The sequence below is a fragment of the Humibacter antri genome (assembly GCF_054777235.1).
Genome location: NZ_BAAHAW010000048.1, coordinates 12,598 through 34,251 on the forward strand (window position 1 = coordinate 12,598; position 21,654 = coordinate 34,251).

19 protein-coding genes and 1 pseudogene are annotated in these 21,654 nt (G+C 67.0%); 13 read left to right on the top strand and 7 right to left on the bottom strand.

The annotated features are described in order from the left end of the window. Positions 1-54: 54 nt before the first annotated feature. Positions 55-1,560, bottom strand: coding sequence for an MFS transporter (locus tag ACYVDK_RS17055; RefSeq protein WP_460523967.1), 1,506 nt, complete (start codon positions 1,558-1,560; stop codon positions 55-57). Positions 1,561-1,617: 57 nt separating this feature from the next. Here ACYVDK_RS17055 and ACYVDK_RS17060 point away from each other — a divergent pair, with 57 nt between their 5' ends. Together ACYVDK_RS17060 and ACYVDK_RS17065 are read left to right on the top strand one after the other, a co-directional pair. Beyond that, entirely contained in the window at positions 1,618-2,076 is a 459-nt protein-coding gene (locus ACYVDK_RS17060) for a MarR family winged helix-turn-helix transcriptional regulator (RefSeq protein WP_460523969.1), read from the top strand. Between the two features lie 108 nt (positions 2,077-2,184). After that, positions 2,185-2,334 (top strand): annotated as a pseudogene (locus ACYVDK_RS17065) (IS256 family transposase); the annotation flags it as partial. 136 nt (positions 2,335-2,470) lie between these two features. Here ACYVDK_RS17065 and ACYVDK_RS17070 read toward each other — a convergent pair. Next, the gene (locus ACYVDK_RS17070) at positions 2,471-2,929 is read right to left on the bottom strand and encodes a nuclear transport factor 2 family protein (RefSeq protein WP_460523971.1); all 459 of its coding nucleotides are present in this window, start codon (positions 2,927-2,929) and stop codon (positions 2,471-2,473) included. Positions 2,930-2,995: 66 nt separating this feature from the next. Here ACYVDK_RS17070 and ACYVDK_RS17075 point away from each other — a divergent pair, with 66 nt between their 5' ends. After that, positions 2,996-4,018: an NIPSNAP family protein gene (locus ACYVDK_RS17075; protein ID WP_460523973.1), complete on the top strand. Its 1,023-nt coding sequence runs from the start codon at positions 2,996-2,998 to the stop codon at positions 4,016-4,018. Positions 4,019-4,064: 46 nt separating this feature from the next. Here the strand turns inward: ACYVDK_RS17075 and ACYVDK_RS17080 are convergent, their stop codons facing one another. Both ACYVDK_RS17080 and ACYVDK_RS17085 read right to left on the bottom strand, forming a co-directional pair. Continuing rightward, the gene (locus tag ACYVDK_RS17080; RefSeq protein WP_460523975.1) at positions 4,065-4,367 is read right to left on the bottom strand and encodes a hypothetical protein; all 303 of its coding nucleotides are present in this window, start codon (positions 4,365-4,367) and stop codon (positions 4,065-4,067) included. A 28-nt stretch (positions 4,368-4,395) separates the two neighbouring features. Then, positions 4,396-4,572: a hypothetical protein gene (locus ACYVDK_RS17085; protein ID WP_460523977.1), complete on the bottom strand. Its 177-nt coding sequence runs from the start codon at positions 4,570-4,572 to the stop codon at positions 4,396-4,398. Positions 4,573-4,772: 200 nt separating this feature from the next. On the opposite strand from ACYVDK_RS17085, the gene ACYVDK_RS17090 reads away from it, so the two are divergent. The 7 genes from ACYVDK_RS17090 to ACYVDK_RS17120 all read left to right on the top strand — a co-directional run bounded on the left by ACYVDK_RS17090 (position 4,773) and on the right by ACYVDK_RS17120 (position 13,095). Continuing rightward, positions 4,773-6,428, top strand: a complete 1,656-nt coding sequence (locus ACYVDK_RS17090) for an MFS transporter (protein WP_460523979.1) — start codon at positions 4,773-4,775, stop codon at positions 6,426-6,428. Positions 6,429-6,611: 183 nt separating this feature from the next. After that, the gene (locus ACYVDK_RS17095) at positions 6,612-7,913 is read left to right on the top strand and encodes a sensor histidine kinase (protein WP_460523981.1); all 1,302 of its coding nucleotides are present in this window, start codon (positions 6,612-6,614) and stop codon (positions 7,911-7,913) included. Then, positions 7,910-8,533 carry a transcriptional regulator gene (locus ACYVDK_RS17100; RefSeq protein WP_460523983.1) on the top strand — a complete coding sequence of 208 codons (624 nt, stop codon included), beginning with the start codon at positions 7,910-7,912 and terminating at the stop codon, positions 8,531-8,533. Before ACYVDK_RS17095 ends, ACYVDK_RS17100 begins: the two co-directional genes overlap by 4 nt. Before the next feature lie 275 nt (positions 8,534-8,808). Next, positions 8,809-10,074: an ABC transporter ATP-binding protein gene (locus ACYVDK_RS17105; protein ID WP_460523985.1), complete on the top strand. Its 1,266-nt coding sequence runs from the start codon at positions 8,809-8,811 to the stop codon at positions 10,072-10,074. After that, positions 10,071-11,291, top strand: a complete 1,221-nt coding sequence (locus ACYVDK_RS17110; RefSeq protein WP_460523987.1) for a polyamine ABC transporter substrate-binding protein — start codon at positions 10,071-10,073, stop codon at positions 11,289-11,291. Before ACYVDK_RS17105 ends, ACYVDK_RS17110 begins: the two co-directional genes overlap by 4 nt. Continuing rightward, the gene (locus tag ACYVDK_RS17115; protein WP_460523989.1) at positions 11,288-12,241 is read left to right on the top strand and encodes an ABC transporter permease; all 954 of its coding nucleotides are present in this window, start codon (positions 11,288-11,290) and stop codon (positions 12,239-12,241) included. Before ACYVDK_RS17110 ends, ACYVDK_RS17115 begins: the two co-directional genes overlap by 4 nt. After that, positions 12,238-13,095, top strand: a complete 858-nt coding sequence (locus ACYVDK_RS17120; protein WP_460523991.1) for an ABC transporter permease — start codon at positions 12,238-12,240, stop codon at positions 13,093-13,095. The genes ACYVDK_RS17115 and ACYVDK_RS17120 overlap by 4 nt, the downstream gene beginning before the upstream one ends. Before the next feature lie 379 nt (positions 13,096-13,474). Here ACYVDK_RS17120 and ACYVDK_RS17125 read toward each other — a convergent pair whose 3' ends face one another. Then, positions 13,475-15,088, bottom strand: a complete 1,614-nt coding sequence (locus ACYVDK_RS17125) for a PucR family transcriptional regulator (RefSeq protein ID WP_460523993.1) — start codon at positions 15,086-15,088, stop codon at positions 13,475-13,477. A 375-nt stretch (positions 15,089-15,463) separates the two neighbouring features. Here ACYVDK_RS17125 and ACYVDK_RS17130 point away from each other — a divergent pair, with 375 nt between their 5' ends. From ACYVDK_RS17130 to ACYVDK_RS17140, 3 genes are all read left to right on the top strand, one after another. After that, positions 15,464-16,948: a CoA-acylating methylmalonate-semialdehyde dehydrogenase gene (locus tag ACYVDK_RS17130; protein ID WP_460523995.1), complete on the top strand. Its 1,485-nt coding sequence runs from the start codon at positions 15,464-15,466 to the stop codon at positions 16,946-16,948. 95 nt (positions 16,949-17,043) lie between these two features. After that, on the top strand, positions 17,044-18,471 hold the full coding sequence (locus ACYVDK_RS17135) for an aspartate aminotransferase family protein (protein ID WP_460523997.1): 1,428 nt from the start codon (positions 17,044-17,046) through the stop codon (positions 18,469-18,471). Positions 18,472-18,659: 188 nt separating this feature from the next. Then, positions 18,660-18,959, top strand: a complete 300-nt coding sequence (locus ACYVDK_RS17140) for a DUF1905 domain-containing protein (protein WP_460523999.1) — start codon at positions 18,660-18,662, stop codon at positions 18,957-18,959. 145 nt (positions 18,960-19,104) lie between these two features. Here ACYVDK_RS17140 and ACYVDK_RS17145 read toward each other — a convergent pair whose 3' ends face one another. Continuing rightward, positions 19,105-19,473: a VOC family protein gene (locus ACYVDK_RS17145; protein ID WP_460524001.1), complete on the bottom strand. Its 369-nt coding sequence runs from the start codon at positions 19,471-19,473 to the stop codon at positions 19,105-19,107. Positions 19,474-19,573: 100 nt separating this feature from the next. After that, a complete protein-coding gene (locus ACYVDK_RS17150) occupies positions 19,574-21,481 on the bottom strand; it encodes an ABC transporter ATP-binding protein (RefSeq protein ID WP_460524003.1) in 1,908 nt (635 codons plus the stop codon). Positions 21,482-21,654 lie beyond the last annotated feature (173 nt).

The window sequence follows — 21,654 nt, forward strand, 5'->3', positions numbered from 1 at the left end:
CGCTCGCACGATCGACTGTCACTCATCGGTCTTCGGCTGCGGAGGCGTTGGACTTCAGTGCCGGCTTTCCGATGTCGTCTTGGTGCGCACCGGGATCGTCGCGGCGACGCCCGCCGCGACGAGTGCTGCGCCGCAGCCGATGAGAAGCGTCACAAGGAAACCGGTGAGGGTCGGGATGGGATGCCCGCCCAGCGTCGTGGCCATTGAGCCGAGCACGGCGCCGATCACCGCAGCGGATGCCGTGGTGCCGATCGAGCGCATCAGTGAGTTGATCCCGTTCGCGGCACCCTTCGCGTTCGCCGGGACCGCACCCAGGATGAGTGCGGGCATCGAACCGTAGGCGAGACCGATACCGCAGCCGGTCACAGTCGTGCCGAGCAGGAGCAGGATGAGGGTCCACACGATCGTTCCGTCGCCAGCCGGACCGGCGGCGCGGCTGCCGATCGTGGCGAGGATGAGCGCCGTCGACCCGTATCCGATGGCGATGACGATGCCGGAGATCGTCAGGGTGGTCTTCGGCCCGCGCACGCGGCTGATCCACGCGCCGAGGCTCGAGACCGCCATCATCCCGATGCCCATCGGAGCGACCCAGAGGCCCATCTGGAACATCGTCTGTCCCAGCCCGTAGCCGAGGTCGACGGGGAGTTCCATGACCTGAGGGATGATGAGATTCATCGCGTACATCGCGAATCCGACCAGGATCGAGGCGACGTTGGTGAGCAGGACGACCGGCTTCGCCGTGGTGCGCAGGTCGATCAAGGGATTGCGGCGGCGCAATTCGTACCAGCCCCACAGGAGGAAGACGACGACGCCTGCAACAAGGCATCCGATCGTTCCGGCGCTGTCCCATCCCCACTCGGAGCCCTTCGAGACTCCGAGCAGCAGCGCGACCAGGCCGATCGCGAGCCCGGCGACGCCGACGTAGTCGAACCCGCGCGCGTGGCTTGCCGGCTCGCGCACCGGCACGATCTTCCAGATCGCCACGGCGACGAGCGCGGCGGCGATGCCGGTTGCCCAGAACAGCACCCGCCAGTCCGCGAACTCCGTGACCCCAGCCGCAATCGGCAGGCCCAATGCGCCGCCGATGCCCAGCGATGAGCTCATCAACGCGATCGCACCGCCGACCTTGTGCTTCGGAAGCACATCGTGCAGCAACGAGATGCCCAACGGGATCATGCCGCTGGCGAGGCCCTGCAGCCCGCGGCCGACGATCATCGGCACGACGCTGGTCGAAATCGCGCAGATGACCGACCCGAGGATGAACGGAATGGTGGAGAGCAGAAGCATCCGCTTCTTGCCGTACATGTCGCCCAGCCGCCCCGCCACCGGAGTCGCGATGGCGCCCGCGAGCAGAGTCACCGTGATGATCCATGCCGTATTCGACGGAGCCGTGTCGAAGATCTTCGGCAGCGACCCGATGATCGGCACCACCAGGGTTTGCGCAAGCGACACCACGATCCCGGCGGCGGCGAGCACCGCAATCACAGGGCCCGTCTTCACGCGCGGGTCGAGAGTGTCGGTCAGAGCCTCTTCGGGCGGAGCGGTTTCGGTCAATGTCACGATATGCATCATACATATAATGTGTACTATGCACAATTCGTGTGACACAATGGCGGCATGAGCGTGGATGACGTGGCGAGCATTGAGTACGAGTCGATGGTCTTCAGCCGCCATCTCGCCGCTCTGAGCGGCCGCGCGCGCCGGAAGAGCGGCGTGCTCGACCAGAGCGCCTACACGCTGCTGAGCCTGTTGCAGGCGGGTGGGCCTGCGAGCATCGGTGAACTGGGAGCGATCACCGGTCTGGATGCCTCGACACTGAACCGGCAGACCGCCGCGCTGCTTCGCGACGGTTTCGCCGAGCGCATCCCGAACCCGGATGGCGGCACGGCGCGTAAGTTTCGGGTGAGTGGCGCCGGTGAGCATGCGCTGAATGAGGAGCGTGAAGCCAGCCGGACGGCGGTCGCACAGATCACGGCGGCGTGGAGCGAGGGCGACCGTGCCGCATTCGCGAAATTGCTCGGACTGTTCAACATCGGCACAGAGATGCGTACCGGCCGCGTCTGGCCAAGGCCCTGACCGCGCCGTGCTTACGATGCGACATCCGTGCTCCGCGTCGCCGCACGGAGGGTGACCAGGCGACCGCTGGCCGACGACCTTGTGCGCAGCCCCGGGTATCTTTGCGAGCTCCGGTGCGTCTACCGCGCCGTGATGGCACTCGACCCCACCGGGAAAGGACGAGCCCACTGGACCCAGAGGTGGACGCAAGCCCCCAACACACGATCACGGTGTTCGCATTCAATGTCAGCGGTGGTCGAATCACTCGGATCTGGGTGATTCGCAACCCGGAGAAGCTGCGCCCCTCGAGCATCAGCTGACGGGCGCCTGACTGCCCTTCCCGGCCCACCGCCCGGCAGACAGTGGCCTGCCGCGCGGTGGGCGTGCGAGAACGGCGCGATGACAGTGAACCGCGTCAGGCACGCTCGCCACTCTGCTCTGCGGGGTTCCCGGAGCCTCGCAGAGCCTGGATCAGCTGGTCGACGCGGCCGCTGTTCTGCGCAGCCTGCACAGGGTTGCTGTAGTCGCGTGAGTGCACGATGCGCCCATCGCGGGTGGTGATCACCATGACGTAGTCATTGGCGAATGGCTGACCGTCGTGCCGCGTTCCGTTCAGCCGGTACTCGAGAACCGCGGTGCTCGGATCCGCGCACTCCAGAATGTTCACCTCGGTCAACGAGGTGAATCGCGGGATGTCTCCCCGTGTGAACTGCGCTTCGAGCTCGGCGCGAGTGGTGCGGCGTGACGTCGGGGCGATCCCGGCCGCGAAGGGCATCTCGATCACCACCTCGTCGGCGTAGACCTCGGCAAGGCGCCCTATGTCGTCGATCGTCAGCTGAAGGAACCGGCGAGCTGCGTCTGTGGCCTCTGACATTGTCGTCTCCTAGAATTCAAACGGAACAAGTGTTCCGCTTGAATTATACGGAGGAAGTATTCCGTTTTGTCTTCATCGCCGAAACCCCGGGCGCCGCGCTCAGACGCTGCAAGGAACCGCGCCAAGCTGCTCGCGGCCGCCTCCGAACTGTTCCACGATCACGGAGTAGGGATCTCGGTCGAAGAGGTGGCGCAACGTGCCGACGTGGGAGTGGGCACGTTCTACCGCAACTTTCCGACCAAGCGAGACCTGCTGGAAGCACTCATCGTCGAGCAGCTCGACGCCCTCAGCGCAGTCATGGACGGCGGCGTCACCGACAGCGCAGTCGTGGACGGCGGCGTCACCGACAGCGCAGTCATGGACAGCGCAGTCACGGCGAGCGGCGCTCCGGACAGCGGCACCATGGACAGCGGCACCACGAACAGCACCACCGACTCGGCGGCCACACTTGCGGACTTCGTCAGAGCCGCATTCCGGGGCTCCCAGTTCAAGGCGGAGTTGACCGCAGCGCTTGAGGAGCACTCGTCCGGGTTCGGCGAGGAGGTCATGGCGGCCTCCAGCCGGCTTCGCAAACGGCTGGGTCACTTGCTGGCGGATGCTCAGCTCTCCGGCAATGTCCGGCTCGACATCCAGCTCGATGACCTGCTCGGACTCCTGTCGGCCGGTCGAACGACCACCCGCACACAGGACAGCGCCGCGCGAATCGCGAACGTCATCATCGACGGACTGCGAGGCCAGAATGGGCGGATGGGCCACTCTCGCGTCTTCGAACTCCGCACGTACTACACGCATCCGGGGAAACTCGACGATCTTCAGACCCGATTCCGGGACCACACGAGGGCACTCTTCGAGAAGCACGACATGGAGAATGTCGGATACTTCGTGCCGGCCGACGGCAAGGCGACTCCGAACACCCTCGTGTACCTGCTCGCCCATGCCAGCCGAGAGGCCGCAACAGCATCATGGGACGCGTTCGTTCGCGACCCGGAGTGGATAGCGGTGAAGGCCCGGTCCGAAGAGAACGGGCCGATCATCGAACATCTCGAATCGGTCTTCCTCAACCCGACGGACTTCTCGGAACTCCGCTGACGTCGAGGGAACTGCGTGGCCTGGTCCCGATTCGTCGCGTGCGAGGTCAGGCGACGTCGGGTCGTGTCATCAGCGGTGACCGCAGATGAAGCAGAAGGTTCGGGCTGGTCAGAGGAATCGTGACCCAAACGGCGGTCGCGGATCCGTCCGAGTCGATCGTGACCCGCACCTGGTGTGGGCTCTTGATGACGCAGATGTCGGCCACGAAAAGCGCGCTCTGCCAGGCTCCGTTCGCGCAGATGGGCCTGCCGTAGGGGGAGCTTTCCCACCACTGGCGGTGTCCGATCCTGACCTCCAGGAGCGACCCGAATCGGATGATCCATCCTCCTTCGACGGGTTCCAGCATCACGGGAACGCCGTCGGGTAAGGCCGAGCCGTCAAGCGGAATACGGATGCCACCATCCCTCGGCGACGACATGCCCATGACGCACGATCATCACCGAGTGGCACTCGATCGACTTCTCGCTCAAACGGTCCAACAACGCGCCTACCGCGCGCGAGGAGACACCCTCCCCGGCGGGAGCGGATCGAGGAAGAAGGGCGCGCTGCGACACCCGAGAACCATACCCACCCGGCGAGGGTCCGAGGCCGTGTCGGGTCGAAGAGCCCTGCATCCGACGAGTCGCCTGCTCGAGCGTGCCGGCGATGTCCTCCGATCGGACGACACCGGATGCGCCCGGTCGTCGGTGCCGCCACGCGCTTGCGCCCGCGAGTCTGTGATCGGCACCAGTACACGACAGCGGAAGGGAACGTCATGTCACTCGCGTCGACGAGCAGCGGGGCATCGAGCAGCGGGGCATCCGGGAGCGGAGCATCCGCCGGCGGAAACACGGCACGAGGGAACGTCACAGCGTTGGTCGGCCTGATCATCGCGGTGTCGATGACCACCATCGACCAGACGATCGTTGCCCTGTCGGCGCCGACGATCGAGCGCGACCTGCACCTCACACACGACGGCATGCAGTGGGCCGTCAACGCGTACCTGGTCGCGACGGCCGCGTTCTTCCTGCTCGGGGGCCGCCTCTCCGACGTCTTCGGCCACAAGCGCATGGCGCTCATCGGCATCGCGGCGTTCGGCGCGACCTCGTTGCTCTGCGGGCTCGCCCCCGAGGGCGACCTCGCGGCGCCGTGGCTGATCGGCGCGCGCGTGCTGCAGGGCATCGCGGGTGCGCTGATGTTCCCGGCGGCGATCGGTCTTGTGGTGCAGGGATTCCCCCGCGAGGGCCGCGGCCGGGCGATGGCGATCTTCTTCGCCATCACGGGCGCCATGACCGCGATCGGTCCGATCGCCGGCGGATACCTCAGCGAGTGGACGTGGCGCGCCATCTTCTGGGTGAACGTGCCGCTGGCCATCACGTCGTTCGTGATCGTCGCTCTCGCCGCTGAGTCATCGGCTCGACGCCGCGAGCGCGTCGACGTGCTCGGCGCCCTGATCGCCGCTGCGGGTCTCGGGCTCGTCGTGTTCGGCCTGCAGCAGGCGGCACCGTGGGGCTGGGGCAACGCGGCGGTGATCGGGGCGATCGTCGCGGGCATCCTGCTCGTCGCCCTCTTCGTGGTGGTCGAGACGCGCAGCAGGCAGCCGCTCGTGAAGCTTCAGGTGTTCCGCGATCGCGGCTTCACGCTCGCGACGCTGTCGACCATGTTCGCCTCGATCGCGTTCCTCAGCACCTTCTTCTTTCTCAGCGTCTACGGGCAGGTCTCGCTCGAGCTCTCCGCACTGTCGACGGGGCTGCTGTTCCTCAAATTCTTCATCGGCTTCGTCGTGGCCTCCCGGCTCGGATCCGTGCGATTCGACAAGAGCGGCGCGAAGGGTGTTCTCGTGCTCGGCGGCCTGGCCGGAGCGGCCGGGTTCGCCTGGCTGGCCTACACGGTCACGAACATCCCGTCGAACCCCGACGACTTCTTCAACGCGCAGACCTGGCCGATCATCCTGGCCGGCGCAGGCATCGGTTACATGTTCAGCGCCGCCAGCACGGATGCCGTCAACCGCGCGATCGGGGCATCGTACGGGGAGGTCACGGCCGTCTCGCAGACCATGCGCAACTTCGGCGGCGCACTGGGCATCGCCGTGTTCGGCACCATCGTCACCGGCGTGCTTTCAGACAAGCTGACCGCCTCGTTCACGAAGCTCGGGGCGAGTGCGCAGGATGCCGCCGACGCCGTGTCGCGCATCGGTGGCGCGGCATCGGCTTCCACAGAAGGGCACCTCTCGCGGCTGCCGGAACCGGTGCGCGAGCAGTTCATCCACGCGGTGCATCAGGGGTACCCGGACAGCGTCGCATGGGCATTCGCGGGCATGGCCGTCGCGATGCTCGTGGTCGCGGTGCTCGGCGTGCTCTACCCGAGGGGTCAGGTGTCGGCGAAGTTCGACGCCGAGGCGTCCGAGTCGACCGCCGACGCTACAGTCTGAACGATGCACACGCCGCAGGAGCACCCTCGCCGAGGGTTGAGCTTGTCGAAACCCGGACCGGAGGGTTACGGGTTTCGACAGGCTCAACCCACGGGACCGGCTCAACCCACGGGACCGGCTCAACCCACGGGACCGGCTCAACCCACAGGAGCGGCTCAACCCACGGGACAAGCTCAACCCTCGGTGCCCGCGACCCGAGCCTCGCTGCCCCGCGACGCCGAGTTCCGCGACTGGCTGATCTTCGCCGGGCTCGCAACCGTGGGCACAGCGGTGGTGGTGCTGGCGAATCCGATAGACACGATGACGGGCGCCGTGGTCGCAGCGTCGCTCGTCATCGTGCTGCAAGTCGTCTACTGGTTCCTCGCACGGCCGAGTCTGGCGGGCATACGAGAGGACTCGTGGCGTGCATGGACCTACGCCTCGATCGTGCTCGTGGTGTTCACCGTCGCCGTCGTACTCAACCCCTGGGCGTCGCTCGCCCTGTTCGCGCTCTGCCCGGAGTTCTTCCTGCTGTTGCGCCAGGTTCCGGCCGCGATCGCCGTCACGCTGATCAACGCGGTGCCGCTCGCCTTCCGGCTGGCCGGCGGATCGGTCTCAGGGCCCGACACTGTGCAGCTGATCGGGACGACCGTGTTCATCGTCGCGTTCGCCATCTTCTTCTCCGGGCGCATGTACGCCGTGTCCACTCAGAACGAGGAGCGCAGACAGCTCATCGAGCAACTGCACGATCGCGAAGACGAAGTCGCCGCGCTGTCGGCCGAACGTGGCGCCGGCGCCGAACGGGCCCGCATCGCCCGTGAGATGCACGACACGCTCGCCCAGGGGTTCACGTCGATCATCACGCTCGGCCACGCCGTCGAGAACGAACTGCACTCGAATCCCGACGCGGTGCGCCGGCACGTCGCCCTCATCACCGAGACCGCGCAGGAGAACCTCGACGAGTCGCGCCGGATCATCGCGGCGCTGTCGCCCGCGCGGCTCGAGGATTCCTCACTCGGCGAAGCGCTCGAGCGCCTGGTCGCGCGTTTGCACGAGGAGAGCGGCATCCAGACCGATCTCGTGGTCGACGGTGCTGCGGTGCCGACGCCGGCCGGCACAGAGGTGGTGCTGCTCCGCGTGGCGCAGGAATGCCTCGCCAACGTGCGAAAGCACGCATCCGCCCGACACGTCGACATGGTGCTGCGCTATACCGACGACATGGTCGCGCTCTCGGTCGTCGACGACGGGACGGGATTCGATCCGGATGCCATACGTCCGGCCGCGGGGAGCGGGTACGGTCTCCGCGGCATGCGGGACCGGGTCGAAGAAGCAGGCGGCGCGCTCGAGGTGAGCTCTCATGCCGGCGGCGGCACGAGCATCCGCGCCACGGTTCCCCTTCGGGCCAGGGCAACGAATGGGTTACCGGCCACGGCCCGGAAGGGGCTGCAGGCGAGGGCCGGAAATGGCCCAGCGGCGAGTGCCGGGAATGAGAGGGAGCCGTCGTGATCCGCATCGTGCTCGTCGACGATCATCCGATCGTGCGCGAGGGCATCCGTGCGATGCTCGCAGCGTTCGACGACGTCGAGATCATAGGCCAGGCCTCTGCCGGGCCTGAAGCCGTCGACCTGGCGGCGCGACTGCGCCCCGACCTCGTACTGATGGACCTGAGGATGCCCGGCGGCGACGGTGTCGACGCCACCCGCGCCATCACCGCTGCCGGCACCGCACGAGTCGTCGTGCTCACCACGTACGAGACCGACCGCGACATTCTGCGGGCGATCGAGGCAGGGGCATCCGGATACCTGCTCAAGGACATCGAACCGGATGCCCTCGCCCGCGCCGTGCGCGCCGCCGCACGCGGCGAGACGGTGCTGACGCCGTCGGCGCAGACCGCGCTGATCGGACGCATGCAGAACCGCTCGGATGCCGAGCCGTCGCTCTCGCCGCAGGAGACGAACGTGCTCAGGCTGGCCGCGGAGGGCCGCACGAATGCGGCGATCGGAGCGCAGCTCTTCCTCAGCGAGACGACCGTGAAGACCTATCTGAGCCGCGCCTACGACAAGCTCGGCGTGCCGGACCGCACCTCAGCAGTGCGCAAGGCGATCGAGCTCGGCGTCATCGACTGATCAGCTCCGATCGCTGAAATCGGGGTCCCGAGTTGTCGCTTGGATCCCGCTCGAACGACAACTCGGGACCCCGATTCCGGGCCGGAGCAGCGTGCCGGACGAAATGGCCGGAGACGACGCCGATTCGCGACCGAAAACGCTCGGTGCGCCATGCTGGGGCTTGGCAGAATGACACAAATCGTCCGGCAGTAACGAGAGCCGTCGCATCCAAGCTCACAGTGAGGCGGAGCAGCGACGACGCCGAGTACGCCGGGCGGTCGTTTCGAAGGAGAACAATGACGACTCTGGCGAGCGAGGGCGCGGCATCCGCCCTCTTCGATTCATCCGGAGGGGCAGGCAAGCCGGCCATCTCGATCCGGCACGTCACGAAACGGTTCGGCGACGCGATCGCGGTGGACGACATCGACCTGCAGCTCGCGCAGGGAGAGTTCTTCGCACTCCTCGGGCCGAGCGGCTGCGGAAAGACCACGACCCTGCGCATGGTCGGCGGTTTCGAGCTCCCCAGCCTCGGACACATCTATCTGGACGGCCGCGACGTGACGATGCTTCCGCCGTACAAGCGGGATGTGAACACGGTCTTCCAGTCGTACGCCCTGTTCCCGCACCTCACGGTGTTCGACAACGTCGCGTTCGGGCTGCGCCGGCGCAGGGTGGCCGGCGCGGAGATCCGCGAGAAGGTCGAACGCAACCTGGAGATGGTCGGCCTGGCCGGGTACGGCAAGCGCCGGCCGCTGCAGCTCTCCGGCGGCCAGCAGCAGCGCGTGGCGCTGGCCCGCGCGCTCGTGAACGAGCCGAAGGTGCTGCTTCTCGACGAACCGATGGGTGCCCTGGACGCGAAGATACGCAAGACGATGCAGCTGGAGCTGAAACGCATCCAGCGCGAGGTGGGCATCACGTTCCTCTACGTCACGCACGACCAGAACGAGGCCATGTCGATGGCCGACCGACTCGCCGTCATGAACTCCGGGCGCACCGAAGACATCGGGGCACCCGATCGCGTGTACGACCGGCCCGCTACACAGTTCGTCGCAGAGTTCCTCGGCACCTGCAACGTGATCGCTCCCGAAACGAGCCGCACAGCGGTGGGGGCGGGAGACCTTCGGCTGCCGGACGGAACGCCGTTGGAGGTGAGCGGCGCGGACGGATACCTGCCAGCCGGCGCACGCATCGGCATCCGCCCCGAGAAGCTCGTCGTGGCCCGGGCCGATGCCACGGGCTCGCTGACCGACCCGGGCTCGGCCTCGTCTGGCACGCAGGCCAACACGGTGGTCGGAACCGTCGTGACGGCCACCTATCTCGGCGCGAGCACCGAGTACGAGGTCTCCACGCCGTGGGGCGGCGTGCTCAAGGCCTTCGCCCAGAACCTGGCCGACGCCTCGCGCGCACGGCCCGGCGAGCAGGTCGTGCTCACCTGGGATCCCCGGAACGCGTTCGTGCTCGCCCCGTCCCCCGAGGCGACAACGCTGGCGCAGGAGAAGGCCGAGGAGGTCGCCGAGTCGCCTGGTGACGAGCCGAGCCGGGCATCCGGAGCGGGATCGTGACCCCTCGTCGCCCGGGGTGGAGCCCGACCGGTGCGCCGCTGTCGCGGCGGGCGATGCTGAAGGGCGTGCTGGGCGGGGTCGGCGTCGCGGCCCTCGGGTCGGCGCTCGCCGGATGCAGCATCCAGGGCTCCGTCTCCAGCCAGGCGCAGGAGAAGGTGGACTGGCCGGCGTTCTGGTCGAAGCAGAAGCCGACGACGAAGCTCGACTTCGCGAACTGGCCGCTCTACATCGACCAGGACAAGGGCAAGTTCCCTTCGCTGCAGAAGTTCACGAAGGCCACCGGCATTCAGGTGAACTACCAGCAGGTCATCCAGAACAACGCACCGTTCTACGCGGCGGTGGCGCCCCAGCTGCGGGCGCACGAAGACACCGGTTACGACATCGTCGTGATGACGAACGGATGGGAGTTCACCGAGATGGTGGACAACGGCTTCGTCATGGAACTCGACCACTCCCGGCTGCCGAACTTCGCGAAGTACGCGGCACAGAACGTGCGCAACCCGCCGTACGACCCCGGCAACAAGCACTCCGTCGCATATCAGAGCACCCTCACCGGCATCGCCTACAACACGAAGCTGATCAATCGCGAGATCACCAGCTTTCAGGACCTGCTCGATCCGGCGTTCAAGGGGCATGTCGGCATGATGAGCGACAACACCGAGCTGGGCAGCGCCGGCCTGCTCGCGCTCGGAATCGATCCGTCGAAGTCGACGCCCGCCGAGTGGCGCGAGGCTGCGAAGTGGCTCAAGAAGCAGCAACCGAACGCGGCCGGCTACTACGACCAGAGCTATATCGACCGGCTGTCCAACGGCGACACCTGGATATCGCAGGCGTGGGCCGGCGACATCTTCCAGGCGATCGAGGGCGGCAACAAGCACCTCAAGTTCGTCGTGCCGAAGGAGGGTCTCATGGCCTCCACCGACAACATGATGATCCCGATGCAGGCGCAGAATCCGCTCTCGGCGCTCGAGTGGATGAACTTCTACTACACGCCGGAGATCGCAGGGATGATCGCAGACTGGGTGGCATACGTGTCGCCGGTGCCCGCCGCGAAGGACTACATCCTGCACGAGCTGGACGACCCGAAGGTCGCCGACAGCGAGCTCGTCTTCCCCTCCCAGGCCACCCGCGACAAGTTCCACGACTTCTACGTCTTCAAGAACTACGACGACTACGACGAATGGAACAAGGTGTTCAACCCGGTGATCCAGTCATGACCGCGGTCACGTCCACGCTTCCGCGTGCCGGCTCGCCGCTCGACCAGGCACCGCTGGAGCGCAAGGAGGGCCGCCTCCGTCGCAGCCTGATGCGCCACTCCACGCCGTACCTGCTCGGCATCGTCGGCACGGCCTGGCTGCTCATCCTGTTCGTCATTCCGCTCGTCTCGGGCCTGGCCGTTTCACTGATGACGGGCAACCCGCAAGACGGTTACGCGTTCACCTGGAACTGGAGCGTCTACGCAGACCTCTTCGTGAACTCGGATGTGCCGTACCTCACGTTCCTCATCCGCGGCCTGCTGTACGCGCTGACAGCAACGCTGGTCACGATCGTCGTCGGCTTCCCGCTGGCGTATTTCATCGCCTTCCGGGTCTCGCGGCGGTGGAAGAACGCGCTGCTGCTCATGGTGATGCTGAGCTTCTTCGTCTCCTTCGTCATCCGCACCGACATGTGGGCATTCGTGCTCTCCGACCAGGGACCGGTGCTCACGGTGCTGCGCGATCTGCACCTGGCAGGCAAGGGCTTCCACATTCTCGGCACGAATGCCGCGGTGATCGGTGGCCTCGCGTACAACGACCTGGCGTTCATGGTGCTCCCGATCTATGTGGCTCTTGAGCGCATCGACCCGCGGCTGATCGAGGCATCCGCCGACCTCTACGGCAACAAGACGGCGACCTTCACCCGCACGGTGCTGCCCTTGACCCGCTCGGGCATCTTCGCCGGCGTGCTGCTCGTCTTCATCGACTGCGCAGGGGACCCGGTCACGCCCTCACTGCTCGGGGGGACGCACACCTACGTGATCGGGCAGGCGATTCAGGATGCCTACCTCACCAACCAGCAGTACAACGTGGCCGCGGCACTCTCGACCGCGCTCATGATCGTGCTGGGCCTCATCCTGTTCGCGTACGCCCGCATCGCCGGAACCGACAACATCGAGGACCTCGTATGACGATCGCGAACCCACTGGCCACCCAGCCGGTCACCACCGCGCAGCCGGTGCACGAGCCGATCGGCGAGCGCCGCGACCGCAAGCGTCCGTTGCTGCCGATCATCTACTGGGTGATCATCGGCATCACGCTCGTGCCCATCGTCGTGATGATCCTCTACAGCTTCAACAACACGCCGACGAACCGCATCACGTTCCAGTGGCACGGCTTCACGACGTACTGGTACCAGAACCTCACGCAAGTGAACGGTCTGGGCGACTCGTTCCTGGTGTCGATCGAGATCGCCGTGCTGTCGGCGATCATCTCGATCGCCATCGGCGTGCCGCTCGCGATGGCCCTGGAGCGGCACCGGTTCCTGCTGCGCGGACCGCTGAGCGCCGTCGTGTTCGCCGACATCGCAGCGCCGTCGATCGTGGTCGGCGCGGCCTCGCTGTCGTTCTTCCTGTCGTCGGGGGTGCCGCTGGGATACCTGACCATCCTTCTCGTGCACGTCACGTTCTGCATCGCCTACGTGGTGGTCGTCATCCGGGCCAGGCTGTCGGGCATGGGCAAGGTGCTCGAGGAGGCCGCAGGCGACCTCGGCGCGAACCCGTTCACGGCGTTCTGGAAGGTGACGTTCCCACTGCTGCTGCCCGGCATGCTGGCCGGTGCTGCCCTCGCCCTGGCCATGTCGATCGACGACTACGTGATCACGAGCTTCGTCGCCGGTCCGACCGTGACGTTCCCGCTGTTCGTGTACGGCGCCGCAAAGGTCGGGCTCCCGCCGCAGGTGCTGTGCTTCGGCACGATCATCTTCATGGTGGCCCTCGCGGTCGCGCTGCTCAACGGCGTCGTGACGCGCCGGGCGCGCCGCTGAGGCGGATGCACCCCCACACGCGGCACTGAGGCGGATCGGTGCATCGGTTGCCGCCCGGCCTAGCGGTTGCCGCTCGGCCTGGCGGATACCGATCGGTCCGGCAGACGCCGATCGGTGCAGCAGCGCGAACCGTGGACGGGCCGGACACGGCCCGGGCCGGCACGGTCCGCCGGAAAACGCACGATCGGCCGGATGCTTTGGCCGGTTCCGTCCGGCGCACCGTACGTTTTCCGGCCGAGCGCGCGAAGGTGTTGCCCGGTGCACCTCGAAGCTGCTGCCCGGTGAACCTGAGTGGCCGGTCAACCTCGAAGCTGCTGCCAGGTGAGCCTCAGTGCCAGGTGAACCTCAGTGCCCGGCGAGCCTCAGTGCCGGGCGAACCTCAGTGCCCGGTGCGCCGAGCGAGCACAGCGGCGTGCAACGCGCTGACGACCTCGCCGTCGTCGAGCGAGACGCCCAGTAGATCCTCGATCAGGGCGATGCGCTGGTAGAACACCGACCGCGACAGGTGGCTCGCGGTCGCTGCACGCGTGCGGTTGCCCGGGTACGCCAGATACGCCGTCAACACGTCGAGCAGGTCGCCTCCGCGACGCAGGTCGTGCTCGATCAGCGGGGCGAGCATCCGTTCGCTGTGCGCCTGCAGCCGCGGATCGCTGCCGAACGAGTTCAGCAGGCGCAGCAGCGGCCGGTCCTCGACCCGCACGATGAGGGGTCCACGGCGCTTGTGGTCGTCGCGCGGGGTCAGCAACTCGGTCGCCTGCTCGACGGATGCCAGCAGCCCGGGCACGCCGTCGGCATCCGCTCCGATCGCCACGGTCACGTCGGCGGGCTGGGCGTCAGCCGCCTTCGCAACCGCACCGGCGAACGACGAGAGCACCTGGTCGGACAACCTGCCCTGCGACGGCAGGGACGCGATGATGACGCTGGTGCCGGCATCCATCGACGGATGCGCCGCCGTGATTGCCGGCACACCGAGTTCGCGCACCGCAGAGGCGGCCGCTGCTGCACCCTGCCCGGTCCCCCGCACCCTGACGGCGATGCCGACCAGCGTTCGACCGGTGACCGGCACGCCGCTCGCCTCGAGCCGGTCGGCGAACGACGCCTCGCCGGCGAATCGACGGCCCAGCAGGGCGGCGACGATGCGTTCGTGGCTGGTACGGGTCCACTCGTCGGCTCCGCGGTCGGCGAGGCGTCCGAGGGCGAGCGCGATCGCGGCCTGCTCGAGCACGTTCGTGCGGCCGGCCAGATGCGGGCGCCCGGGCAGCGCCACAAGGTACCCCCAGCGGATGCCGCGCGCCTCGACGGGCACGATGGTCCAGTCGTCCGCGCCGAGGAGCGCTCCACCCGCGGCGGCGTCCGAGGCCCGGTCGTGGGCATCCCGCGACCGCTGTTCCCAGTCACGGAGCACGCGCGTGTCATCGCCCATCGCCTCCACCGCGATCACCCGGTGCGTGAGGTCTTCCAGCACCGTCGGTGCGCTCAGCACGCGGGCGACCTGGGCGACGATGTAATCGGCCGGGCTGCCGCGAAGGCTGAGCTGGGTGAACAGTGCGTGGATCTCGTCCCGCGCCTTCAGGGCGGCCATCTGGTCGGCGATCACCCGTGAGTGCACCGCTTCCGTGATCGCCACGAAGCGCGCCTCGCGATGCAAGACGATGAACGGCAGCTCGAGACGTGCTGCAGCCTCGGTGAACGCCTTCGGCGGCTCCGCGAAGCGGTGGCCGAGCTCGAGCACCACGCCGACGATGGCGGCGTCGACGAGCCGCGACGCGAAGACGCGCTGCGCTGCGGCATCCGTCGGCCATCCCACGCCCGTGGAGAGGATGAGCTCACCGCCCTTGACGAGATGCGTCACATCGGCCGTCTCACTCACGTGCACCCAGCGCACCGCACGGTCGAGGGCGTCTTCGCCGATGAGCACCTCGGGCACGGCCGTCACGACCTCCTCCAGGCGGAGCACCTCCCGGATGCTCGGCAGCACCGCCTGCCGCGACACGGCCTGGCGCCTGGCAGTGCGCTCCAGATCTATCGGAGGCGGCGCCGCGTGGCCATCTCCCCCGCGCGCCTCCGCACCGTGCTTTTCCGCACTGCGTCCTTCGACAGCGTGCTCTTCTACACCGTGTTCTTCAGCACCGGGTTCTTCAACACTGTGTTCTCTGACACCGCGTTCTTCAACACTCGGACGATCTGTGCGACCGTCTACGAAGCTGTGACGTTCTGGCACCGCTATCGAATCCACTTCTCTGTGAACATGGGAGCACTAAGGATAACGTGCTCGGGCGTCAATTCGTCCGGATCACCGTCACGCGATCGCCGGAGCGCGAAGCTGAGCCTTGAGAGAAATCCCCCGCAAGAAATGAAAGGACCCGCCATGGCCCTGATCCGCCATCTCGTCGACGGCGCCGAATACGGCGAGCCCGAGCGCACCGGAGACGTCTTCAATCCCGCCACCGGTGCGGTGCAGCATCAGGTGCTGATGGCGAGCGAAGCGGATGCTGCTGCCGCTATCGCCGCCGCCAAGGCCGCACTGCCCCGGTGGCGTGCGACGAGCCTGACGAAACGCGCCGACGTGCTGTTCCGCCTGCGCCACCTGCTCTCCGAGCATCGTGACGAGCTCGCCGCAGCCATCACGAGCGAGCACGGCAAAGTGCTGTCGGATGCCGCGGGCGAGATCGCGCGCGGGCTCGAGAACGTGGAGTTCGCATCCGGTCTCATCCAGCATCTCAAGGGCGACTACAGCGAGCAGATCTCCACCGGCGTCGACGTGCACAGCGTCAAGCAGCCGGTCGGGGTGGTCGGTTGCATCACACCGTTCAACTTTCCCCTGATGGTGCCGCTCTGGATGGTCGCCAGCGCGATCGCGTGCGGCAACACCGTGGTGCTCAAGCCGAGCGAGAAGGACCCGTCCGTCGCCGTTCTGCTGGCGAAGCTGTTCCTCCAGGCGGGGCTGCCGGCGGGCGTGCTGAACGTGCTGCACGGCGATAAGACGGCCGTGGATGCCCTGCTCGACTCGCCCGATGTCGCCGCGATCAGCTTCGTCGGGTCCACGCCGATCGCGAAGTCGATCTACCAGCGGGCATCCGCGAACGGCAAGCGGGTGCAGGCACTCGGCGGCGCGAAGAACCACATGGTCGTGATGCCGGATGCCGATCTCAACGCCGCCGCGGATGCCGCCGTGTCCGCCGCCTACGGTTCTGCCGGCGAACGATGCATGGCCGTCAGTGTGCTCGTGGCGGTGGGCGACGCCGGCGACAAGCTGATCCCCGCCATCCAGAAGCGCATCGACGATCTCGTGATCGGCGACGGAACGGATGCCGCCACCGGCATGGGACCGCTCGTCACCGCGCAGCACCGCGAGAAGGTGCTGTCGTACGTGACCGGTGCGGCCGCCGAGGGTGCGACGGTCGTCGTCGACGGCTCACAGAAGCAGTTCGACGGCGATGGCTTCTTCATCGGAGCCACCCTGCTCGACAACGTGGAGCTGGGGTCGAGCACGTATCGTGACGAGATCTTCGGGCCGGTGCTCTCCGTGGTGCGCGTCGACACCCTCGACGACGCGATCGACGTCATCAACGCGAACCCGTACGGCAACGGCGTGGCGATCTTCACCCGCGACGGCGGGACGGCACGTGAATTCGAGTTCCGCATCGAGGTCGGGATGATCGGCGTGAACGTGCCGATCCCGGTTCCGGTCGGATCGTTCTCGTTCGGCGGCTGGAAGGATTCGTTGTTCGGCGACTCGCACATCTACGGGCCGGAGTCGTTCCACTTCTACACGCGCTCCAAGGTGGTCACGTCACGATGGCCTGAAGCGTTGCAGTCGCGCGTCGAGCTGGCATTCCCCGGCAACCACTAGACATCCGCCACACCGCTGGTCGAGCTTGTCGAAACCAGGACAGCGCGGGTTTCGACAGGCTCAACCCTCGGTACGAGATCCGGAAGAAGCTCACCATGACCACCACTGAGATCGACACCCGCACCGGGTACAGCGACCGCACAGCGTACACCGACCGCACAGGCGCGCTCCATTCGTTCGGCGACCAGGCGGAGGAGCAGCGGGTGCGCGCCGACGACCGCGCGCACGTGTTCCACTCCTGGAGCGCACAGGCCCAGATCAACCCGCTGCCGATCGCGGTCGGCGCGGGTTCCACGTTCTGGGACTACGACGGCAACGCGTACCTCGACTTCAGCTCGCAGTTGATCAACCTGAATCTCGGGCACCAGCATCCGGATCTCGTGCGCGCCATCCAGGAGCAGGCCGGCCGCATGGCGACCATCCAGCCTGCGATGGCCAACGATGTGCGCGGCGAGCTCGCCCGACGCATCGCCGAGGTGACGCCAGGCGACCTGAATCACGTGTTCTTCACCAACGGCGGGGCGGATGCCAACGAGAACGCCGTGCGCATGGCGCGTCGCTACACAGGTCGCCGCAAGGTGCTGTCGATGTACCGCTCGTACCACGGCAACACGTCGACCGCGATCGCGCTGACCGGAGACCCGCGGCGCTGGGCGAACGAGCCGGCCGACGGATCGGTGGCTCACTTCTTCGGCCCGTACGCGTACCGATCGGCGTTCCACGCGGCATCCATCGAGGAGGAGGGCACCCGCGCGCTCGAACACCTCGAGCAGGTGATCGCTCTCGAGGGTCCGCAGACCATCGCCGCGATCCTGATCGAGACGATCGTGGGCACCAACGGCGTGCTCGTGCCGCCGCCGGGCTACCTGCAGGGCGTGCGTGAGCTGTGCGACCGGTACGGCATCGTGTTCATCGCCGACGAGGTGATGGTGGGCTTCGGCCGCGTCGGCGAGTGGTTCGCGGTGGATGCCTACGGCGTCGTCCCCGACCTGATCACTTTCGCGAAGGGCGTCAATTCCGGTTACGTGCCGCTCGGCGGTGTCGTGATCTCGGATGCCATTGCGCACTTCTTCGACGACGTCTCGTTCCCGGGCGGACTGACGTACTCGGGGCATCCGCTGGCGTGCGCCGCGGGAGTCGCGACGTTCGAGGTGTTCGCGCGGGACGGCATCCTGCAGCACGTGCGCGACCTCGGATCGCGGGTGATCGAGCCGACGATAACGGCGTGGCTCGACACGCATCCCTCGCTCGGCGAGGTGCGCGGGCGCGGGCTGTTCTGGGCGCTCGAACTGGTGCGGGATCGGGAGACGCGGGAGCCGCTGGTGCCGTTCAACGCTTCGGGTGCAGACGCGGCACCGATGGGCGAGGTCGCCGCAGCGTGCAAGGCGGCCGGCGTGTGGCCGTTCACGCACTTCAACCGCATGCACATCGCGCCGCCGCTGGTCATCACGGAGGACGAGCTGCGCCGCGGACTGGATGCCTACGACGCGGCGCTCACGGTCGCGGACCGCTACGTGCGCTGACACCTACCGCCCCGGCGGCGTCCCCTCTACGCAATTGCGCCAGTTCCCGGTGATTGCGCCGGAAAAGGTGGCGCAATCAGCGAGACATGGCGCAATCAGACCTGGCGCAATCAGCGAGACCTGGCGCAATCAGCACGGCAGTGACGCGTCGGGAAGCAGCGGTGGCGGCGGGTCCTACGCTGTAACCCATGGCGGGCATCAGGTACGAGTTCACCTCGACGCTGTTCCCGTGGGAGGCCCGCCGCGAGCTGTGGGTGTTCGCGCGGCTGCCGCTGGATGTCTCGGAGGAGATCCACGACGCGCCGCACCCGCCGGCTGGGTTCAACTCGGTGAAGGTGGAGGCGACGCTCGGGTCGTCCAGGTGGTCGACGTCGATCTTCCCCGAGGGCGACGGCACGTTTGTACTCGCGATCAAGAAGGCGGTTCGCATGCGCGAGGGCGTCGACGTAGGCGACACCGTGCGTATCGCGATCGAGACGCAGGTGTGAGGCGTGACCGCGGGTTGAGCTTGGCCTGCCCTGAGCCTGTCGAAGGGTCGAAGGGTCGAAACCGCCTACCGCTGGTTGAGCCCGTCGAAACCTGCCCTCACGGCACGACGGCTGGTTTCGACGGGCTCAACCAGCGACAATCAGGTCAGTCGTTCGGCTTGATCAGGCAGAACGGATGCCCCACCGGATCGAGATACACCCGGAACGTCTCCTTGTCGTAGCCTGCCTTCCGGGCGCCGAGGGCGAGCACCTGTTGCTCGGCGGCATCCAGATCGTCGACCTTCACGTCGATGTGCAGCTGCTGCGGCACGTTCTGCCCTGGCCACTGCGGCGGTCGGTACTCCTGGTCCACCCTCTGGAAGGCGATGAGTGGACGCGGCCTCGACTCCGAGGCGAGCTCGACCCAATCCGGGTCGTCGGAGACCACCTGCATGCCCAGCAGTTCCGCATAGAACGGTGCGGGCGCGCGAGGGTCGGGGCAGTCGATGGCCAACACGTCGAATGTTCCGATCATGCGCATCACGCTAGGCATAACCGCTGACAGCCGCGCGAGCACGCCCACCCAGGCGCACGCTCAGCGACGAGCGCACCCGTAGGGCAGTCGCGCGAGGCGGCTACACCGGCGTCGTCACCCGTGCCTGCTCGTCGTACAGCCGTGCGTACTCGCCGTCGAGCGCCAGGAGGTCTGCGTGGCTGCCGCTCTCCACGACTCGCCCCTTGTCGATGACGAAGATGACATCGGCGCCGACGATCGTGGAGAGCCTGTGGGCGATGGCGATCGTGGTGCGGCCGTGCGAGGCGGAGTCGAGTGCCTGCTGCACGATGCGCTCGGAGATGGTGTCGAGGGCGCTGGTGGCCTCATCGAGGATGAGCACCTCCGGGTTCTTCAGCAGCACGCGAGCGATCGCGATGCGCTGCTTCTCGCCGCCGGAGAGCCGGTAGCCGCGCTCGCCCACGACCGTGTCGTAGCCGTCGGGGAACCCGGCGATCGTGTCATGGATGTTCGCAGCGCGGGCCGCCGCCTCCACCTGCCCCTGCGTGGCATCCGGTGCCGCGTACCGGAGGTTCTCCCCGATCGTGGCATGAAAGAGATAGGTCTCCTGGCTCACGATCCCGATGTGATCGATCAGAGAGTCGTGCTGCAGGTCGCGAACATCCTTTCCGGCGAACAGCACGGCGCCGCCCGACGCCTCATAGAGCCTCGGAACGAGATAGGAGACCGTCGTCTTCCCCGCCCCGCTCGCCCCGACGAAGGCCGCGAACTGGCCGGGCAGAATCGTGAACGACACGTCGTCGAGCGTCGGGTGCTCGCCGGGTCGGGCATCCGGATAACGGAAGGTGACGTCGCGGAACTCGATCTCACCGACCGCGTCGCCTGCCGGGATCGCCACCGCATCTGAACGGTCCTGGATGGCCGGTTTCAGGTCGAGGTACTCGAAGATGCGGGCGAAGAGCGCACTGGATGTCTGCAGGTTCAGCGCCGTCTGCATGATGGCCATCAGCGGGAACAGCAGCCTGGCCTGCACCGTCGTGAACGCGACGATGGTGCCCGGGCTGATGTCGGTGGATCCGCCGACCAGCAACCAGGCCGAGACGAGGTAGACGATCGCGGGGATCGACGACAGAAAGATGTGCACCATCGCGAAGAACCACTGTCCGCTCATCGTCTCCTTGACCTGGAGCCCGACCTGCGTCGCGTTCTCGGCCGAGTACCGCGCGGTCTCGAACCGCTGACGGTTGAAGCTCTTCGAGAGCAGGATGCCCGAGACGCTCAGCGTCTCCTGCGTGATGGCCGTCATATCCGAAAGCGACTCCTGGGTCGCCGTCGCGATGCGGGCACGCACCTGCCCCACCCGCCGCTGGGCGACCACCAGGAACGGCATCAGCACCACGGCGATCAATGTGAGCTGCCAGTTGAGCAGCAGCATCGCCACGAACGCCGCGATCACTGTCACGATGTTGCCGAGCACGCTCGAGACGGTGTTGGAGAGAACACCGGCGACACCGCCTACGTCGTTCTGCAGTCGTGACTGGATGACGCCCGTCTTGGTGCGCGTGAAGAAGTTCAGCTCCACGGACTGCAGGTGCCGGAACAGCTTCACGCGCAGCGCGCCCATCACCTTGTTTCCGACGGTGGCTGTGAGAAAGGTCTGCCACACGCCGAGCCCGCTCGAGGCCAGGTAGACGACGATGATCGTGACGACCAGTACGGTCGTCACGCCGACATCCGGATGCCCCGCCTTGGGGAACAAGCCGTCGTCGAACACCCGCTGCGTGAGAAGCGGTGGCACCACCGAAAGCGCCGCACCGACCAGAACGAGCACCACAGTCACCGACAGCGCGACCTTATGGGGCGCGAACAGCGCCGCGATGCGTCGCATCAGGTGCGGGATCCGCGGGGCCTGTGCGTTCCTCACCTTCTGCGCAGCGATGTCGCCGCGCGCACCGCCGCCATGACCGCCACCACCGTGGCCGCCACCATGGCCGCCGGGCGGACCGCCGCCAGGTCTCATTCCACTCATACGCCTGCTCCTCGTTGTCCGCCTACTCCTCGTGGTCGCGACTATCAACGATATATCGTTAGACGGTATTCCCGCCAGCGCCATCGCCGTACACGTCGCGAAGTCGGCCCCTTGTGGTGCCCGATATGGGCCGACTTCGCGACATGAACCATTTGTCGGGCGCGGGAGGTCGG